Annotated in this window: 11 protein-coding genes and 1 pseudogene; 8 read left to right on the plus strand and 4 right to left on the minus strand. The window is 60.7% G+C overall.

Translation table 11 applies throughout. From position 1 onward, the window contains the following. Window positions 1-384 precede the first annotated feature (384 nt). Entirely contained in the window at window positions 385-651 is a 267-nt protein-coding gene (locus ACYPXD_RS29170; protein ID WP_459719919.1) for a hypothetical protein, read from the plus strand. On the opposite strand, the gene ACYPXD_RS29175 is transcribed toward ACYPXD_RS29170, so the two are convergent. From ACYPXD_RS29175 to ACYPXD_RS29190, 4 genes are all read right to left on the minus strand, one after another. Further along, the gene (locus ACYPXD_RS29175; RefSeq protein WP_459719922.1) at window positions 652-2,136 is read right to left on the minus strand and encodes a hypothetical protein; all 1,485 of its coding nucleotides are present in this window, start codon (window positions 2,134-2,136) and stop codon (window positions 652-654) included. Next, on the minus strand, window positions 2,133-3,311 hold the full coding sequence (locus tag ACYPXD_RS29180; RefSeq protein ID WP_459719924.1) for a caspase family protein: 1,179 nt from the start codon (window positions 3,309-3,311) through the stop codon (window positions 2,133-2,135). Before ACYPXD_RS29180 ends, ACYPXD_RS29175 begins: the two co-directional genes overlap by 4 nt. Then, window positions 3,308-4,492, minus strand: a complete 1,185-nt coding sequence (locus tag ACYPXD_RS29185; RefSeq protein WP_459719927.1) for a hypothetical protein — start codon at window positions 4,490-4,492, stop codon at window positions 3,308-3,310. Before ACYPXD_RS29185 ends, ACYPXD_RS29180 begins: the two co-directional genes overlap by 4 nt. A 263-nt stretch (window positions 4,493-4,755) precedes the next feature. Beyond that, window positions 4,756-6,012, minus strand: a complete 1,257-nt coding sequence (locus ACYPXD_RS29190; RefSeq protein ID WP_459719930.1) for a hypothetical protein — start codon at window positions 6,010-6,012, stop codon at window positions 4,756-4,758. 101 nt (window positions 6,013-6,113) lie between these two features. Here ACYPXD_RS29190 and ACYPXD_RS29195 point away from each other — a divergent pair, with 101 nt between their 5' ends. The 7 genes and pseudogenes from ACYPXD_RS29195 (at window position 6,114) to ACYPXD_RS29225 (ending at window position 18,698) form a co-directional block, all read left to right on the plus strand. Next, on the plus strand, window positions 6,114-6,761 hold the full coding sequence (locus ACYPXD_RS29195; protein ID WP_459719933.1) for a dsDNA nuclease domain-containing protein: 648 nt from the start codon (window positions 6,114-6,116) through the stop codon (window positions 6,759-6,761). A 373-nt stretch (window positions 6,762-7,134) separates the two neighbouring features. Next, window positions 7,135-8,094: a hypothetical protein gene (locus tag ACYPXD_RS29200; RefSeq protein ID WP_459719936.1), complete on the plus strand. Its 960-nt coding sequence runs from the start codon at window positions 7,135-7,137 to the stop codon at window positions 8,092-8,094. Beyond that, entirely contained in the window at window positions 8,087-13,345 is a 5,259-nt protein-coding gene (locus ACYPXD_RS29205; RefSeq protein ID WP_459719939.1) for a DEAD/DEAH box helicase, read from the plus strand. The genes ACYPXD_RS29200 and ACYPXD_RS29205 overlap by 8 nt, the downstream gene beginning before the upstream one ends. Further along, window positions 13,342-14,541, plus strand: a complete 1,200-nt coding sequence (locus tag ACYPXD_RS29210; protein WP_459719943.1) for a Druantia anti-phage system protein DruA — start codon at window positions 13,342-13,344, stop codon at window positions 14,539-14,541. The genes ACYPXD_RS29205 and ACYPXD_RS29210 overlap by 4 nt, the downstream gene beginning before the upstream one ends. Window positions 14,542-14,573: 32 nt before the next feature. Continuing rightward, window positions 14,574-14,681 (plus strand): annotated as a pseudogene (locus tag ACYPXD_RS29215) (competence protein CoiA family protein); the annotation flags it as partial. A gap of 189 nt (window positions 14,682-14,870) precedes the next feature. After that, entirely contained in the window at window positions 14,871-16,112 is a 1,242-nt protein-coding gene (locus ACYPXD_RS29220; RefSeq protein WP_459720970.1) for a hypothetical protein, read from the plus strand. A gap of 9 nt (window positions 16,113-16,121) precedes the next feature. Then, window positions 16,122-18,698, plus strand: a complete 2,577-nt coding sequence (locus tag ACYPXD_RS29225) for a hypothetical protein (protein ID WP_459719946.1) — start codon at window positions 16,122-16,124, stop codon at window positions 18,696-18,698. Window positions 18,699-18,826 lie beyond the last annotated feature (128 nt).

Genomic DNA, 18,826 nt, shown 5'->3' on the forward strand with positions numbered 1-18,826 from the left:
CGCGCTGTTAGCGCTAGGCAAGTTCGTACGGAAATCAGACGGAAATGCGCGGTGCACCAAGGCGCGTCAGTCGAGGTCCTCTGCCTTGCTCCCTGTTCTCTAAAGCTGCTACGCGTTATCCTGCCGAAATTCTCGAGGCTCTAAACTGCCGACGTCCGATGTTCGTAGCCAAGGCGGCTGCTCGTAGACAATCTCCCCCTTTTCGCAGCTCTGAGCGATCTGGTCTGACGACGTCCAGCGTTGGAAAATGGCATCCTGTGGTCGGCTCTTTCCGACCCGTTTGCGTCATTCAGTCAAGATCTGCACTAGCCCGCTGTCTCGCCGACATGAGACATTCATACGCATCGAAGCAATTGCTTCAAAAGCGCAACGGAATCCCGGACGGTGGCAAGCGCGAGCGTCAGTGTTCTGCTCCCCACCAATCCTGTCGCACCCAGCAGCAGTTTCATCTTCGCGTTATCCATCCAGGTGATCGAGCCGTCTTGCCAAGGAGCTCTTGCAGCAGGCCCGAGCGTGCGCTTGCGCCTGATCTGGGAGTACGAGGCTGACCTGTTGGCGGCCAACATGTTGCTGAAGGACATGGTCGCCCCCGAGGCGGTGAAGGCGTTCGAAGGCTTGTACGACACGGATGACGTGGCGCGACGCACCTGACTAGTTAGCAACGCTCCCGAGCAGGAACTCGCCTTCGTCTGGCTCACGCTTCACCCGCCGGCGCTTGCCCGTGGCGGCAGGGAGCTCAGCAAACTCGCCAGCCGACGGGATCTGAACGGTAGGCGTTCGGCTGGATGGGATCTCAACCGTCGGAAATGTAGGCAAGGTCCGAGCGCGCTCGATCTGACGCCGCGGCAACGCCTGGAACAACTCTGTCGAGAAGCTCAGTGTTGCGTCCTGTGGCAGCCGGTACTTGACCAACTGCGGGATGATTTGCCGGCGTCGCGGCGCCCGGGGCATGCCGCCCCATCGAAGCACGTCGGGCTCGCCGGGATACCGTCCGTAGAAGCTGGTGAACGCGCCCGCCCAGCCTTTGCCTGCACCGAGCGCCTGGACCTTGTGAAAGGCCACAGGATCAGCCTCGAGAAGCGAGTTGCCGAGTAGCGAGGCCGCTTCCTGCAGCAGGCTGACCCCCTCAGTGAAGACCGGCCAGCCGTTGGACAGGCTCTCTCGCAAGAGCTTGAGCGGGTTGAACTCCTTCGTGTGCGTGTGGCGGCCATCGCGCAATAGCCGGGCGCAGTGCACGATGGCGGTATCGGGCAGCCAGCGGAAGTAGCGCGACAGGTTCTCGAACCAAGCTAGGGGGACCTGGTCCGCCGCATTGACCCGCAGCAGGAAGTAGGCGGCGGTCACCGCGCCGACCGGATCGTCGAACTTGGAGCGGAGAAGTTCCCGCGCGACGTTCACCGGATCGGCGACGGCGTTCATCGACCGGATCGCGTCGCGCGACAGGAACTCAAGCAGCGTCTCCGCCCCGGAGCGGAAGCCGGTCACGACGACCTTGAGTTCATCCGCGCGCGGGTCGCTCGAATCCTTGGGCGTGATCAGCACGCGCGCGCGCCCGTTCCCGGGCAGTGCGACGAAGCGCCAAGTGACCTTGGAGCCCCCGATCTGCATCAGCCAATTCGACGCGTCCAACTGCAGGTCCATCTGCCAGGCCGAGCGACTGCGGTGTGCCTCCACAGGTTCCACGGACACCCGGATCCACTCGCCATTCTGTAACTTCCACAATCGCAACCACACCCTCGAGAACTCATCCATGCCGAGATCCAGGTCTGCTTGCGGACTGGCAAGACGACTGCGCGGGTTGAGCTTGGGGATGGCCCAGGCTGACCATTCATTGGCCGGTGCATACGCAGGCTCAAAGACCACGCGGTAATCGCCCGAGGCCGAATCCGAGGGTACTCTCATGTCTACGCGTTGGGTCACGGTACGCCCGGACGGCCAAGTCAGGCGCACGAAGGCCAGTTCGACCTCGTCGGGGACGCTCAACCTGACCTGATTTCGAACCCGTGTGGCTGCGACAGCCAGCACGGCACCTTCGGCGTCCAGCACCTTCATCGGCAGCGCTGCGCCCGGGTCCTCGTGTTGATCGCGTAGGCGATCATCAGTCGGGTAGTCTAGGATGACGATGATGTGTCTCATGGCTGCGACTTCATCGTGAACAGGTACATCGGGGGCGCCAACTCCTCGTCGGCGTGCAGGAGGTGGGGCAGGGCGCCAGCAGGATCCAGCGCGCCGACCTCGTAGATGCCGCGAGGAAGCTCCACCTTGAAGACTTGATCCAGCAGCGTCTGTGCGACCCGGTTGTTGCCCTTGGATGACTTTAGGTACATCTCGTACAGCGCCCGTCGCTGGCTCGGCGCGAGGTCCAAGCGAACCTTCACCTTGGGGACGAACGCTCGCCGCATGAGGGGCACTACCGGGCCGGTGACCAGTTGCTCGGAGACCTGCTTGTTGGTGCCGGCATCGGCCTGGTCTGGCTCGTTCTGCGCGAGCAGGGTGCGCACTGCTACCGACAGATTGTCGCCGTCGACCGTCCAGGTCTGCTGGCCCGGGTCCTTGGTGCCGCAGTAGCCCGACAACGCGCAGATGAGTGCAGACGTGAACCTGGACACCGTAGGCCCCGGCGGCGCGAAGGCAAGTTGGCCTTCGCCGGTCGCATGGATCACGGTGACATGCTTGCGCGATACGTTCGTCCCGAGGTCCGCCGGCAGCAGCGGTGGCGGCTGCGCCCCGAGCGTCATGGCCAAGGCGCGCGGGATGTTGCGGCAGGCGTCAATGAAGAAGAAGACCGACCCTTGGATCTCTCGTTCAATGGCGCGGACGGTCAGCGAGACGTTGAAGGCCTTCGTCCAGGGCTGCGCGGAGTGGCCAAACTCCTGCGCGAGCAGATAGTGGTCGGAGACCATCACGCCGTGGCCGCAGAAATAGAAGATGCCGACGTTGTCGCGGTGGCTCTTGAGGCGATCCAGCCAGTCCTCGAAGGCCTGCTGGATGGCGTCCTGCGTCGCCTCGGCGAGCGTGATCGGGCCATCCGGCGTGGCAATGACCACTGGCTGCTCGGCGGACGCGAGGCCTTCGATCGAGGCCAGTGGCGCGTCCGGGTTCTCGAACACCCCGGCACCCGCGACCGGCGAAAGGAACCAGTCGATCAGCGCCTTGGCCGAGACCGGCGGGGACTCCAGCTGCTCAAGCCCCATCGGGTCTGCGGCGAGCTTGGCGGTTCCGTTCAGCAGATGGGGGTACTTCCCGACACCAATGGCCAGCACGTGCGTGCCGGCTTGGCCGGCTACCGTGGTGTTCAGCAGGACCGTCACTGGGCGCCAGCTCCGGGCGTGGGACCGGCAGCCGTCAGACGCGCAGCCATGCGCTTATAGAAGCTCGGGCGCTCGAAGTAGCCGCCATGGGCGCCCAATGTGCTGAAGCCGGTGTCGTAGCTGAAGTCGGTCACGGCGTCGACGACGGGCTTGAGCTGGTAGCTCAGCACGTCATTGTTGTCGAACACGTTGAGCCAGCGCTTGATCCCCTTGGGGAGAGCGACGTGGTCCGTCTTCGGGTCGACCGGGATCTTGGGATCGCTAACCTTATAGAGCTTCATCTCTTCGAACAGACCGACCTGGGAGCCCACCGTGATCAGGCAGTCGATGCTCAGGGTCGGGTCGAAGTAGGTCAGGATGTCATAGACGATCTCGCCGCCGAAGCTGTGCGCCACGACGATGAGCTTGTCGTCCTCGGTGCGCTTGGCCTGAGCGTCCTGCAGCGTCTTCAGTATCGTCGTGACGATGGGACCGGGAGCATCGACCGTGCCGCGGCCGTTCAAGTAGACGAATGCGTCGCCAGCGAAACGGGTGACGGCGTTGTTGAGCTTCTTGCGCAGGAGCCGGCCAGCGAGCCCGGTCGTGACGTCCGGCGCTGCGTTGACCAAGCGGGATGCGCCTTCCTTGATCGAGTCGAGGATCCTGCTCAGGGGGCCGAAGCTCTGGACCTCGGAAGCCTTGGACTTGCTCACGAGCAGGTCGGCAAAGTTCTTCGGGCCCGCGGCCGCGAGCCAGTCCGGCTGAGGGTTGGCCTCGGCATACGCACTGGCGAGGTCGTACGACTTTGCCAAATACCGCGCCTCGTCCTGCGATTTGGCGCCTGCCATCGCCGAGGCATAGAGCAGATCTACTGCCGCCAATAGATCCGCCTTGGCCAGCGCGACGAGATCCCCGCTCTGATTCGATTCAGCGAGCAGGCCGGCCACCCGGGCACGAGCCTGGGCTTCCTGGTCCACTCCGAAAGACGCGACCTTCGTGGACGAGTCCGGGAGCACCGCCATGTTCCAGGCGAACTTGACGCCGAACTCGCCCCAGTAAGGGCTGGTGACCGTGAGCTTGTCGGCACTCAACCCGAGTGCCGGTGCCAGGTACTCGCGTAGGAATCCATCCCGCGCCATCTCGTTTTCCCGGTAAGCATCGCCGTCTCGATTGTTAACGCCGTGGACGAACACGATAGGCATGTCGATCCCCTTGGTATCGTTGTCGCGACCTGTGGAGCAGACCCCCAGCCGCAGAGTTATTTTCTGGGACGATGTTGCCACAGTCTCAAACGCTTAGCAAAACTCCTTGACCGATGGTGCAAAGGCATCATCAAACTAAAGGACGGCACTTGAAATCCGCTCGTGAGGTGCGCTTAGTTTCCGATCGCCCGACGCCGCCAGCGATGGTGAGGCGTTGACTTGGTTTGGCTCGGTCTCTGGATGCCGCTGTTGCAGCGTCACTGTCACGAGCCGCCTGCTATCCGCGTCGCCGGGTCGGCGGCAGCCGGGTCGCTGACCATCTGCGCGGGCGCTGGCTCCCGGCGAACCGCGCCGTTTTTTAGTTGTTGCACGAGTGCCTCATGCGCGACCGCGCGATGGTCATCGCGGTAACGGGCAGCAGCTTGGACGCGGTACGCACCGATGGCGTTCAAAGTGGGCCCAATCTTCCGTAGCCCTTTCAACGTCACGTTGATTCGTGCGGCGGCCTCTGACATGCGTCTGTTCATCAAGATGCTCTCCGCACCGGCGTGTGAAGCTCCCCCAGCGCCTGCGGCGCCTGCCGATGCTTGCCCGTCATCCAAGAGAGCGTGTCGATGCCAGAACGCCTCGACCTGCTGGAAGCCAGCAACGATCTGAGCGGTGTCGGGATTGAACGCCTTACAGCGTTCACTTTTCAGGAGCATCTCCAGCGACAAGAGCCATCGGTCAACAGGGGCTGGATGGGTCGCGCTGGCTTCCTCGATTCCTCGACCGGATTGTTTGTGGATCATCAGGAAGAGCGCTGTCGATGCTGCCGACCAGACGTATCCCATGTCCAGATTTCCCACGCCATGCAGCATCCCCTTGATGAAGTGCAGGCATTGGAAGGACACTCCTCCAGCGTACTCGTCCGCCTCCAACTCCATCGCCTGTCTGAGCTTCTGCGCCCGATTCGACCTGGGCACGGCAGGCAACTCCTCATATACGCCGCGCCGAGGGCTGATGGCCTGGAGGTAGTGTGGATGACAGCTTGCAATATGCCCGACCTCATGATTCGCCAGCACGAAGCACGTGGCGAGCGCCAGGTTTTGCGCGGCAACGTATCGGGTCTCGTCGTGAGGATGCTGAAGCGCTGTCGGGTGTAGGTCGCCACCGCGGATCGCCACAGCGATCGCCTTATCAGTCGACTCCTTGGTCGGATCTCCGATATGCGGCATCGCCAGCGGGTCACACATGAAGGAGAACCAGAACTGGTAGATCGCTCGCAGGGCTCCGGAGAAGATCGCGATCAGTTCGTGGTCCCTGCTCCTCGTTGCCAGTGCATTGAATCCCTGGTTGTGGATGAAGTCGAGATGGATCAACCCGCGCTCGCCATAGGCACGCCATTGATGAGACAACGCGTGTCGTAGCAGCGCGCGAATCTCCTGCAAGCCGGCGGACTCCAATTCGAAGAAGGGCGTGCGATCGAAGGGCGGACCATAGTCCTTGAAGGCTTCAGCAAAAATCTGGTGGATATTCATATCTGGATTCCTCATCTCAATATGGCGATTGGCCGGTTCAGTCCCTGCTCTTCGGGCCTTGACTTCCCGTAGCGCGGCATAGACGGCTATGGGGTACTCGCTTGGACGCCATCCATGATAAAAAGCCGCGCGAGACAGTCGGCCGCAACACCGTTGCAAGGTTCCGTATGCAGTTCCAAGCAGCTGCCTATGCGGCGCTTGAGATCCTGAGCGGCAAGGAGATCGACCGGGTCTACTGCGATTATCACGATGACTTTGTCGTGCGCAGAACCGTGGCGGGCGTGGTCGACTACCACTTCTTCCAAGTGAAAACCAAGGGTAAGGCAAACCAGCAATGGGATGTCGCGGAAGTGTTCTCTCTCAAGAAGACAGGTGCGCTGGATACAGAAGAGAAGTTGGAGGCGATCCGCAACAGCATCGCGGGCAAGCTGTTCGTGCACACTGTCGAATTTGGTGATCAGTGTCGTGAAATCACGGTTCTCAGCAACGTTCACTTCAACGACGATGTTCACGATGTCGTCACGGACCTCTCCGCTGGCACGTCTAGCAAGAAGTACATCCGTCAGCTCATCGAAAAATTCGCTGAGATTGTTTCGCCTGAGAGCCCACTGTCATCCGAGCAAATTGATGCGGCTCGAAAGAAGCTCTCTTTGCTGCCGAACGTTCACTACATCGGCGACACGCTCGAAGCGTTCAGTATTGCCGCGCACAACACCGCAGGATGTGGACTGCTGCATTTAGCGGCTTAAATGACGGCTTACGCTGCGAAGCAAACGTTGTTCAACGAAACCCAAACGGCCGCAATGGGTCTAGGCTATGTGCAAACTGTAAACGAGCCGGTTTTCGGGTGTTACTTTACCCTGAACCGCTTCGAATCCCGTACGCGGCGATCTGGTGAACCTAGTTCGTCGGCTGGTGCGTGCGAAATTAGTTTAAACACAGCCTAGGTCGGTTCCGCTCCCAATTTAGTCATAACCGGATAAATATGGGAAAATCGACAAAGCTTGGCAATCCCATTCAGGCATGGGCAAGGGGGAGGGTAGGGCGATGGCAAGCTGCGCCAAGGACAGGCCAGCGATGTGATCGAGCAGTTACCTTTCCGGCTTGCATAAGGGCGCGCAAGTGTCTCATGTTCTTCCGCTACCTCATCTCATCAAGGTGCAAGCTTCGGTCGTCGACTCTCTCGAATTCGCTCGCGGCGCGCTATGTGCCGCGAGCTTCGTCGCAACGAATGCAGCCAGCGAGACGCACGTTGCAACGCTTCATAACCTGTTCGAGCGGGCAGGCTTGGCGGCAACCATGGCCGACGCACTTGGGACCATGCAGTTTCTGCGTGAGGCGGAACCGCTGGGCGGGGGATACTGGATTCCCACTCCTGTGCGCACTGTCGATCTCGGCTCCGATCGCTGCCTCTTGGTGGGCCCACAGCCAACTTCCGAGCTGCAGCGACACTTTGCTGACGTGCGCCGAGCAGGCGCCGGCCGCGTGATGGATCGTGCCGACGTGCCGGAGTTACCTCGCCAGTCGCTGGAAGCTTGGCGGGGCAGCGACGGGAGCGATGCCTGCGTGTGGACGCAGTTCGCCGTCGATTCGGCGCTCAAACAGTTGGCGTCGTCGCTAGTTGCCGACAGTCTGCAGGTCTTCGGTACGCGGATCGCGAGCGGGCGGCGTCGCGAACCTGCATGGGTAGAGCCGGGAAGCGATACCGCGTGTGAATGGCGTGGCATCGGCCTCTTCCGCGCTCGGACGGGAGCGACACGCTATCGCTATTTCTTTGGAAAGTACGAGGCCGGCAAGGAATTCCTGGAAGGGCCGCCGGTTCAGGATGCGGCGCGGTTGCAGTTCGGGTTCGCGGCTTTACAGCGTCAGCCGATGACCGCGACGATTACGGCGGTGTCCGGCGCAACATCGATTTCTCTGCCTCTGGCTCCGCCCCGAAACGTGAGGCGCCTGCTGGTCGCGCTCTGCGATGCCGATCCCAAATCGTTCGGGCGCGTCTGGACTTGCCGCGAGCCGGTCAATTTGCCGGTTCTCCTGGGAGCGATACAAGAACTCAAATGCGAAACTGCACACCATGAGTGAACCGAAAATCTACTCCGCGCGCGCCGTCTTCGAGGGGATGAAGGGGACGTTGCATCGGTATCTTGAAGCCCAGTACCACATTTGGGATGAGGGGTTGATCGAGGCGCGTAAGCGACTGCTGGAGTCCGAGGGCATCACGTTTCAGGAGCCCCGTATCGAGGCGACACCGTTCTACGCCACGGGTAGCACGTACTCCCAGATGCAGATCTCAGCGGCGGCCAAGGGCGTGCTTGAACTCGCGGCCAAACACGCCGGAACGGGCATTCCCGAGCGGCCCTACAAGCATCAGGCGGATGCGCTCGAATCGTTCCTTGGTCGCGGTGAGGAAATCATCGTCGCCACCGGCACCGGCTCCGGCAAGACTGAGTGCTTCCTCATGCCGATTCTAGGATCGCTGGCAGCCGAGTCTTCCGAGCGGCCGGAATCGTGGCTGAATCCAGGTTGTCGCGCGCTGCTGCTCTATCCGATGAATGCATTGGTCAACGATCAGCTTTCGCGACTGCGGCGGCTGATGGGTCAACGAGACGTTGCCGAATACATTCGCGGCCGGCGGTCAGGGCGGGCGACGTTCGGAATGTACACGAGCCGAACACCGTATCCCGGAGTCACGAGCAGAGCGCGTGATCAATCGCGTCTCCGGCCACTTGTGCAGCATGCATATCTCGATCTTCCGCCGGATGCCAGGGAACGGCTTGATCGGGAAGGTAAGTGGCCGACCAAGGATCTCGATGGCTTCATCGCCTCCTCCTTTGTGACGGGCACTAACGACTCGGAAATGCTGTCGCGCGGCGAGATGCAGGCTCGCTGCCCCGACCTGCTTATCACCAACTATTCGATGCTGGAGTACATGCTACTGCGGCCGATCGAGCGGAGCATCTTTGATCAGACAGCGGCGTGGCTGGCGGCCGACAAATTCAATTATTTCACCGTCGTGCTCGACGAGGCCCACATGTATCGCGGCTCGGGGGGCGCCGAGGTCGCGTATCTCCTGCGGCGGCTTCATGCGCGCCTCGGCGTCGGCCGCGACCGAGTGCGGTATATCCTGACCAGCGCAAGCCTTGGCAAGTCGGCCGAGGCGGTCGCGCGAATGAAGTCTTTCGCCGCAGACTTGAGCGGTCTCGGTGCTAGTCAGCGGCAGTTCACGCTTATCCGGGGTGAGCAGTTAAAAAAATTAGGGGAACGGCCTGCGAGTCAACAAGAGGCGGCTGCCTTAGCACGATTTGATATCGCAGCGCTACTCGATTCCGCGATCAACCCGGGCAAAGCGATACAAGGGTTCGCCTCGCTGCTAGAAGCGCTGGGCCAAGAAGCGATGAAGGCTGCGGGAGACGAGCAGGTAGCGCTTCGGCAAGCCGTCTACGAATGGCTCCAGTCGTTTGGCCCGGCATCACTTGTTGCGAATTTAGTGACGGCTCATCCGCAGAAGCTACGGGCCGTTGCGGCCTTGGCCTTTCCCGGAGCGCCCGATGCCGAGGCGGCGATGGAGGCAACGCTGGCGCTCATGTCGTTCGCAAAAGAGCGGGATAGCGGACGAGTGTTCGCGCCCGTGCGCTCGCACCTGTTCTTCCGTGGCATCGCAGGTATCTATGCCTGCACCGATGCGAACTGTAGCGCGAGAGATCCTTCGATTCCCTCCGGAACGCTCGGAAAGCTCTATGCCGAGCCGATGCTCAAATGCGAGTGTGGGGCCAGGGTCTACGAAGTGCTGACGCATCGCGATTGCGGCGCGGCATTCATTCGAGGTTACATTCAGGACCAGTCCGGAATGTTCCTTTGGCATCAGCCTTCTAGTGGTCTGTGGGGAACGGGCGGGTTGATGGAAGCGCATTTCCTCGTGGAGGTCGAGCGCCGCGCCGCCGGGACGCATGGGCGCATGGAGGGCGCTCACGTATGGCTCCATAAGTCCACCGGAAGACTAGTCCCGGCGCCCCCGGCCAAAGCGGAGCTTGGCCAATATCTCGCGCTGCTTCGGCCCGACGGGGCGGTGACGATTTCAGGACAGCAGGCGCTGTCTTTCAATTGTGAATGTCCCGTTTGCACGCGCCGCTGGCGAGCTGGATCGACCAAGATCATGGACTTGGCGACGAAGGGCGAAGCACCGTTCGCGCAGTTGGTCCGCACGCAGGTCGAGCTACAGCCAATCACGCATCCGAAGACGGACAGTTCCCCCAACGGCGGACGAAAGTCGCTTCTGTTCTCCGACGGGCGGCAGAAGGCGGCGCGGCTGGCGAGAGACATTCCGCGCGAGATCGAGAATGATGTATTCCGGCAGTTGCTACTCCTCGCTGCGAGGGAACTGCGCGGACTCGGGCGCGAGGCCACGCTGGGCGATCATATCTACGTTGCCTTGTTGCATGTGCTGGCAAAGAACGCTCTGTTGTTGTTCGACGGCGCCGACCGGGAACGATTGCAGCGAGATGTGCTTGATCATCGCCGCCACTATCTAGGCGAGCTTCGAGACGCGCTCGATGAGTCGCCGCCTGCCAAGCCCCCACGGTTCTCCTCGCTTCTCTTGCGGCATCTGGGTTCGCCCTTTTACTCACTGAGCGCGCTGACGCTCGCACACGTCGCTCCTATCGCACGTCTGCGTCGGCAGATCGTTGCCGACCTTCCTGGAATGGACGAAGCGCGTCTACGTGCCGTGTGGACGGCATGGATTCAAAGCTTTGCAAGTGACTTTGCCGTGGATGCGGATCTGCCGCAGGGCGTCAGATCTCAGGCAGCGGGCTATCCCATCGGCGGAGGCCTGGATCGGAACGGCGGTTTTTCGGCGAGGCAGCAGGCTTTTTTGCGCGCTCGCGTGCCGGAACTGGACCGGATTCTCGATACGTTGACCGCGTTGCTTTGTCAGGCACGGCCGGGAAGTCCGGGATTCTTCATCGTCCCTCGGTTTCTCGCCTTGGAACTGGCATCGGACCAGCACGACTGGTATCAATGCGGGCAGTGCGCCACCGTGTCGCCCGTGGAGTGGTGGGGCCACTGTCCCAACTGTCTGGCGGGAGAGGTGACCGCCGTTCGCCCCGGGGCTACCCAATACTTGCGCGCGCGCAAGGCGTTCTTCCGAGATCCGGTTAATGAGATTTTGGAGGGCAAGGCGAGCCCATTCAACTTGTCAGTGGAGGAGCACACGGCCCAGCTCTCCTATCGGGACGTGGACGATTCTACGACGACGATCGAAGAATTCGAGCGCCGCTTCCGGGACATCCTGGTCCAACGCAACGACACGTCGATTGACGTTCTCAGCAGCACGACGACGATGGAGGTCGGCATCGACATCGGTTCCCTGATCGCGGTGGGGCTGCGAAATGTGCCGCCGCTGCGACAGAACTACCAGCAGCGCGCCGGACGTGCTGGACGAAGAGGTTCGGCCGTTTCAACTGTCATCACCTACGCGCAGAACAGTCCTCACGACAACCACTACTTTTGCAATCCCGAGCCGATCATCTCTGGCGAGCCCACCCTGCCAGGTGTCGATACCGCAAATTCCAAGATTGTCGAACGGCACATCCGCGCGCAACTTATCCAGGCGTACTTCCATTCGCAACCGTTGAACTCGGCGAGCGGGGACGTGTTTTCGGTGCTGGGAGAGACGATCGATTTCTACAACGGGACGGGCCCGTTCAGCCTGTCTGCGTTCAACGATTGGCTTTCAGGTTCGCAAGCGGTACAAGCGTGCTACACGGCGATGAGGCAGTGGTTGCCGGCGTCGTTCAGGAAGTCGCCCTCAGACGTGGCGACCGAATTCGTCGCGCGGCTGGAGCAGGTGCGGCCGAGGGCCGCGCACGAACTAGACCCGGCAGACGAGAGGCTGATTGAGTTCCTGTTTGACAGGGGCTTCCTGCCTTCATACGCCTTCCCGCGCGATCTGTGTGCGCTGCAAATCGAAGGGTTGGAGAGACGCGACAATTTCACGCAGCCAAAGATTATTCAGCGTCCTCAGCAAGGGCTAAATGTTGCGCTGTCTGAGTACGCGCCGGGCCGTCTCGTCGTCGTAGATAAGAAGACCTACCGCGTAGGAACTGTCGCTGCCAATGGTTCGACGGCCGTCGTCGATCGAGCCGAGCGGCTGTTCGATGAGCGCCGCTACTATGTTCACTGCCCGGAGTGCGAATACACCTCCGGGTTCAGGATTGCCGCGCCGGTGGGCGAGCAGTGTCCACTTTGCCGTACAGCCGTGCTGCGGGCGGCGTCGGTCATCGAACCGCAGGTCGTCTTCCCCGAGGGCCGAGGCGAGGTCGATGAGTTCGACGATGAGCAGACCTTCACGAACGCGACTAGCGCACAGTTATCTGTGCCGGCGGAAAGCCCTGCGTTTGACTTGCGGAAACTGGGCGTTCACTGCGAGCTAGGATTCGCGCGCACTCAACAGCTCGTGATGGTTAACAAGGGGGAAGAGGATGCCGGTCGGTATGTCGGTTTCTTGATCTGCAATCGGTGCGGAAAGGCGGCGTCCGATCCGCAGCGCGTCGGACCGCATGAGCGAGACTACTACCTTTCTACCCGCGCGCCTGGGCGTTGCACGGGCCAGTTCGAGCAGGTATATCTCGGTTACGGCTTCGCATCCGACGTCCTGATCGTGCGGCTTCCGATGTCGGCACCGCTCCGTTTCGACCCGGTGCAAACGACCGAGCGTGAGCCCATCTCAAATGCGCTGCAATCGCTTGCCGAGGCGTTCGTACTGGGCATAAGCCAGGAACTGGACATCGATATCCGCGAAATCAACGCAGGCTTCCGATTTGTCCGCGTTGGCGAAAAACACTTCGCCGATATCTTCGTGTACGACACGCTTTCTGGCGGTGCCGGCTATGCGACGCAGGCAGCGGAACTCTTTGAAGCAGTCATGACAAACGCCGAGGCCCTGCTGAGCCGGTGCACGTGCTCGGCCTCATGCGACAAATGCTTGCGTCACTATGGAAACCGCTTCCATCACGCGATACTGGATCGACACTTGGCGCTTGACCTGCTGCGCTATGCGCGCGACGGCTACGTACCGGTGACGCCATCCCATGATGAACAGCGGGCCGCACTGCAGCCCCTGAAGGACATGATGCTGCTCGCCGGCTGGTCTGAAGATCCGTCAGTTGCAGCTCCCTATGCCGTCGAGCATCAGGGGCGGAGGGTGCAGCTTTTCTCGTTTCCTTCGTTGGTTGATCCAGTGCACTACGGCTTTCAACCAACAGCCAACCGCTTTGCGTTCTCGGCGTTTGAAATTGCGCGCGATCTGCCCGGCGCTTATGGAGAGGTCGCATGAAGGGATTGGTCATATCGTTGCCGGGGAACGAAGCGCGGCTCAAGCGGAAGGTACGAGCCCATTTCAAACGTCTCGGCTTTTTGAAGGCTCCCGACGGCACGCTGATGCCTCCCAACCTCGACAAGCAGAGCTATCGCGACATGCATGCGCATCAGCGTGACTCTCGGCTTAACGATAACCGTGCATGGATCGCTAACCGGTCTGCGCGCCTGATCCAGCACTTCGCGTCCGGAGCGGAGCTTGACGTGGAGCGCATCCGTCCCCGCATCGAGGTCGTTCGCTCCGGCACTTGGCAGGGCGATCTATTTCGATTCGCGACCTACTATTGGAGAATACCGATCTCGGAAGGCTACGGCCGCCGCATGCGCTTCTTGGTATGGGATGACCATCACGAGAAGGTGATGGGACTGTTCGCGTTGGGGGACGCGGTATTCAACCTGCGTGCCCGAGACGAATTCATCGGCTGGGACCACCATCGGCGAGCGGATGCGATGGTGAACCTCATGGATGCCTACGCGCTAGGGGCTGTGCCGCCGTACAACATGTTGCTTGGAGGAAAGCTGGTTGCGTCACTCATTCGCAGTCAGGATGTTGTGGATACTTTTCAGGCGAAGTATCACGACTCCGTCGGGGTGATCTCAGGGCAAAGCAAGCACGCCAAACTTGTCGCGGTCACAACGACATCGGCGCTTGGGCGCTCGTCTTTGTACAACCGCCTAAAGGTCAGCGGACAGTCGATTTTCGAGCCTATCGGCTCGACTTCGGGTTGGGGACATTTCCACATTTCCGACGAACTGTTCAGCGACTTGCGGGACTATCTTCGGTCGTTGGGTCATCGCGATGCCGATTCGCACGGCTACGGACACGGCCCTAATTATCGACTTCGGCTGATACGCAAGGCGCTCGGATTGTTGGGCCTTGATCCAGACATGGCGAGGCACGGCCTTACGCGAGAAGTGTTCTTCTGTTCACTCGCGAGCAACGCGCTCCAGTTTCTCCGAGGTGAGCACAAGCGGGCAAGATACGACCGTCTGCCGACGGTCGCGCAGATGGGGGAGGCCGCCAAGCTGCGGTGGATTATTCCTCGGGCGGAGCGAATGCCCGAGTTTCGCACCTGGCGCAGCGAACAGTTTCTCCGAGAGCTTGATAGCACAGGTGCGCGCGTTCGGCGCACACGGCTTGAACAGGTCGGATAGTGGACTGGGCTCGTGATCACCTAGGCAACGATGTGCCGGCTTGGCTGGGCGGCATATCGGGGTTCGGTTTAACGTGTCCATCCTGCGGTGAACCCGTGCGCCGACGGGCGGGTGCAGAACGTCGGGCGCATTTCGCGCATTACAGCCATCGCGCCAAGCCCGAGTGCGACAAATATTTTCCGTCGCTGGGCAGTCTCGTGGCGATAGAGTCGGGGGCTGGCGTCAGGCTACCTCCAAGCCGATGGAAGAGGGAGTCGTTGGGGTGCGGGCTCTTTCTGACCGCCGAACCGGGGCAAACTTCGCCGAGGCTGTGGCTGCGAATCCCGCCCATGGATCCTGAGACGACCTCTGCGGGGCGCCTCGAGCTTCAATCGGGACTAGGACACCGTACTTACCATCTTGCCGACCTTTCCGTTGCTCGTCTCGTTCCTATGGCGCTGCAAGTCCCATTGGCAGTGGTTGCCGGGGTCGGTAGCATGCTGCCGCTTGCCGCTCATATCACGAGGCAGATCAGTGCATTTGTCGCAGATCGCAACTTTTTCTACGCCGAAGAGAAGGGAGGCAGGTTCGTCTTTAGCGATGAACCGTTGGAATTGGGGTGCCAGTATCGGCTCCTCTCGATAGACGAAGTGGTGCCACCGCTGGATCTTGGTGCTGCGCTGAACTGGAGGCCGGAGGGCAAGTTAGGAGGCTGGAACAGCTACGTAATGGCACTGCCTTCGTCCTTCTTCGTCGGTGCACAGCGGAATTTGCTGCGGGAAGTTGCCGAATTTCTCGGCCACGGCATTCGCAGCAGGCATCCGCGACTTTATGTCGTTAATCCCTTGCCGCATCACGTCGAAGTCGACGGAACGTGCGTCTATCCGCAGTTTCCGGAGTCACTTCTGCTGCGTAGAACGGGTGTTTGCGCTGTGGACGTAACAGCGTCGGGCGGCACGCCGGTACCTCGCGTCATCGAAGAAGGCGATGAATGGGTGCGACTCGAAGACTTCAGCCCGGGCGAGCAGGAGTTCACCGTAGCGGTAGACGGCGTCGAGCAGATGATCATTCGTACCGAGGACTGCGCGCTGTTTCGGCCCGGCGGCATCACTATTAGCACTGACGAGGCGACATGGGACTTGTGCACTGATCCGCCGCTAGCTGGATCAGAGCTCTTGCGGCACGAGGTCACTACCGACTGTGAAAACGATCGGCTTGCCAAGCACCTCGCCCGCCTCAACGACGGCTGGGCCCTTGAGAAGACACGACTGTCATCGCCGGCTGGCTCGCCGAAAATCTTTTATGCAGGCGGTTTCGGCGAACTTCGGGGGATTGTCCAGCCTTCGCTGCAAAAGCCAAAGGAGCGGGTTGACGAGAATGCTGCAATCCAGCAGCTAGGCGCTGCGCGGAACTGGCTGGAGCACCTGGTGGCCCGTAGTTTCGGCGCTGACGGAACACGCCGTGTAAGAAGCTACCTAGCGGACCCCACCCCTGCAAACTTGTACCGGCTCGGCCCCATCATGACGAGCCGTCTGATGCCATACATCCGGGCAGCACAGCATCAACACCAGGAACGGACTGAGGGAAATTGAGGCCTACTTATGACGTATGAGGGAATCGATAGGAGGCGGTTCATCCAATTGCTCGAATGGGGTGTTGCCGACGACGAACTGCGCCGGTTCTTCGCCGACTGCCGTGTTCAACTGATTCAGAAGGGCGCCAGGGTACAGAATCCTCCTCGCGGTAAGTCAACTCGTGTCCGCATGGTGGCGCAGGGGCTGCCTCCGGCGACCGATCGACTAGTCAAAAAGTGGTTTAATGAGCACCTGACGATGCTCGATCCGAAGCCTGCTAGCGATCTAGTGGCGGAACTGCGACTGTACGAAGAGATGGGTGAGAGCCCACCGGAGGACGAGGCAAAGCGACTGGCCCGGTCTTGCCTTGTACATCTGTTTTCCAGCGACCCACCCGCTGATTTAATTTCGTTTCTCCGCCCTGCGCAAGCAGGAAATGCCGCCGAACCTTCCGACGCGAATGACGCGCAGGCTGCAGCCGTGAACGGGCCGAGTTCCGATGCATTTCCGATGGCCCTCGGCCGGGCACTCGTGGCGTTGGTTGAAGGACGCGATCCAGATGAGTACCTGTCGTCGCTATCGTCTACAACTGCCTCGTTTCTGGCGGGATTGCAGGCCGTGCGTAGTGGACACGATGACGAGGCATCGATCGCGCTGGAGGCGCTGGAGCATGAACCGGAAGTGCGTACTTTGCTGCTCGAGTACGCCGCCAGGAGTGCGTCCGCGCCTACAGGTAACGCAGCGCGTGGGCTGCAGATGCTGCGCTTCGCGAGTCCCGACGAGGCCTTCAGCTTCGATTTCGACCGCGATGAAGTCCTCGCGATTTGTACGCGAGACTATCCAGAGACAACGGTCTTCTTACATCCGTTCGCCATTCGTGCTGCGGACGGATCATGGATTGACCTGTCCAACGACGCCGACTGCCAGAAGCTCTTCTACTCTTCCGGTGATCTCATCGCCTTCCCGGGCGGGCGAGATACCCCGCGGCAACCGAAGCGCGGGGAGATCGGCATGTGGCGAGTGGCCGAGAACAAAGGGGCGAACACGGGTCACCGCACAAACTTTCACATCGCATCGGAGATGACTCCGGTCTACGAAGTGCGCGATGTGCCATTCCCGTCAACGGACTACGACTCCGTTCGGGAGTACATCAAGCATCAGTTCGAGCAGGGCGTGGCGTTCCGCGCGACGAAACTGCTATTTGTCCTGAGCGACCAATTGGTGGTCGGTTGTCCTGCGGGCAAGGACTTATCGAGAGACGAAGGTTTCGAATCGGGTCTTCCATGTTGGCAAACGCTATCTGCCTGTCGATTTGAGGGCCGCGTGCTTGTTCCTGGCCCCTTGCCATCTCCGGGGACGTACGAATGCGAAGCGCTCGGAAGTAGTCTGAGGAAGCTCTTCGCGAAGGGAGACTGGGGTACAGACAAGCCGACGAAGGCCCTAGCAAGGAAGCTGCAAGAACTGATCGCATCCGGCGAGCCGGGACTCAACTCTGCGCGTGCCGCTCGGCTGCGCACAGAGCTGTCCTTTATTGATCAGCATGAAGGTGCCATGGACGCTTTGCTTGAAGAGATCATGCATGATCCTTCAATCAGCGCGCGAGTCGATGAGCAGGTGAATGCCCGGGTAGAAGCCCTCGTCGCGCAGAAGGAGAAGCTCAAAAATAGCGTCCAGCAACTGGAGCAGAAGCAGCGCGATTTGCAGGAGCAGCAGCGTAAAGCTGAGATGGATCAAAAGGCTATTGTGCCTGCGGTCTCGAAGGCGGTTCGCGGAGCCTTCGACAAGGCGCGTGGTGACGCCCTAGGGACACTCGGGCAGGTTGCAGTGTTCAAGGCGCTGATCGACGAACTGATCGAGAGGCCAGCAGCACCCGGGGGAGGCGCTGGGCGGGCTCATCCGGCTCCGGTCTATGCGGGTTTCCGTCCCGCAGTATCTGTAGTTCGTTCACCTCTTGGTGGGCCTTTGCCGGTCATCGAAACATTGCGAGCACTTGGCGTGACTCCAAAGTTCGCACGCGCGATTGAACTGGTCGGTCAGATGGCGCATCAATGTGGGCTGGTACTCATCATCGATGGTCTCGCTGGGCGGCTTGCTGCGGAGGTATGCCTTGGTGGGAACGAGATGTCTGGCAAGGTCTTCGAGTGCGGCTTTGGAGAGGTTGAGGATCACGAAATTCGCAGCATCCTTGCTGATGCTCCGGATACTTTGGCAATTTTGGACGCGAATCTTTCTCCATTGGATCTGTATGCGAGACCGTTGATCGACGCGGTGCAACGGCGATTGGCGGGGATAGACGGTGGAGCATTTGCTACGAGGATTCTGATGTCGGTGTCCGACGATACGGCAGCGCTTCCTGTGCCGGCGACGGTAGAGTCTCTTTCGTTGCGTGTGTCGTTGGACCGTATTCCCGTGTTCGCTCACGACAACGAGGTTGCGAGGCAACTGGAAGAGATTGATTCGACCGATACGCCTGCTGTGTGGTTTGCCCGGATTTGGAAGCCTGCGCGGCCGCGAGTGCTAAGTCATCTGCGCTCGGTACCAATCGAGGATGTGGCGTTCATTTTCGCGGCGCTCGAAGCCGCAGAGATCAAGGGGATAGCCTAATGGGGTCGACCCATGTGTCTGGAGGACAGCAAGGTTGCGATTTGCTCGGGGTGGAGTGGAGTTTGATCGGTCAACGGTGTGCGATCGACTAACGACGTCTACCCAGTGAGGCTCTGAGAGGCCGGCAG

It is taken from the genome of Paraburkholderia sp. 2C, assembly GCF_054589215.1.

What these genes read in the sequence shown, in the direction of transcription:
- ACYPXD_RS29185 (WP_459719927.1), bottom strand. Translation starts at nt 4,492, where the DNA reads ATGCCTATCGTGTTCGTCCACGGCGTTAACAATCGAGACGGCGATGCT.
- ACYPXD_RS29210 (WP_459719943.1), top strand. Translation starts at nt 13,342, where the DNA reads ATGAAGGGATTGGTCATATCGTTGCCGGGGAACGAAGCGCGGCTCAAG.
- ACYPXD_RS29190 (WP_459719930.1), bottom strand. Translation starts at nt 6,012, where the DNA reads ATGAATATCCACCAGATTTTTGCTGAAGCCTTCAAGGACTATGGTCCG.
- ACYPXD_RS29225 (WP_459719946.1), top strand. Translation starts at nt 16,122, where the DNA reads ATGACGTATGAGGGAATCGATAGGAGGCGGTTCATCCAATTGCTCGAA.
- ACYPXD_RS29220 (WP_459720970.1), top strand. Translation starts at nt 14,871, where the DNA reads ATGGATCCTGAGACGACCTCTGCGGGGCGCCTCGAGCTTCAATCGGGA.
- ACYPXD_RS29205 (WP_459719939.1), top strand. Translation starts at nt 8,087, where the DNA reads ATGAGTGAACCGAAAATCTACTCCGCGCGCGCCGTCTTCGAGGGGATG.
- ACYPXD_RS29175 (WP_459719922.1), bottom strand. Translation starts at nt 2,136, where the DNA reads ATGAGACACATCATCGTCATCCTAGACTACCCGACTGATGATCGCCTA.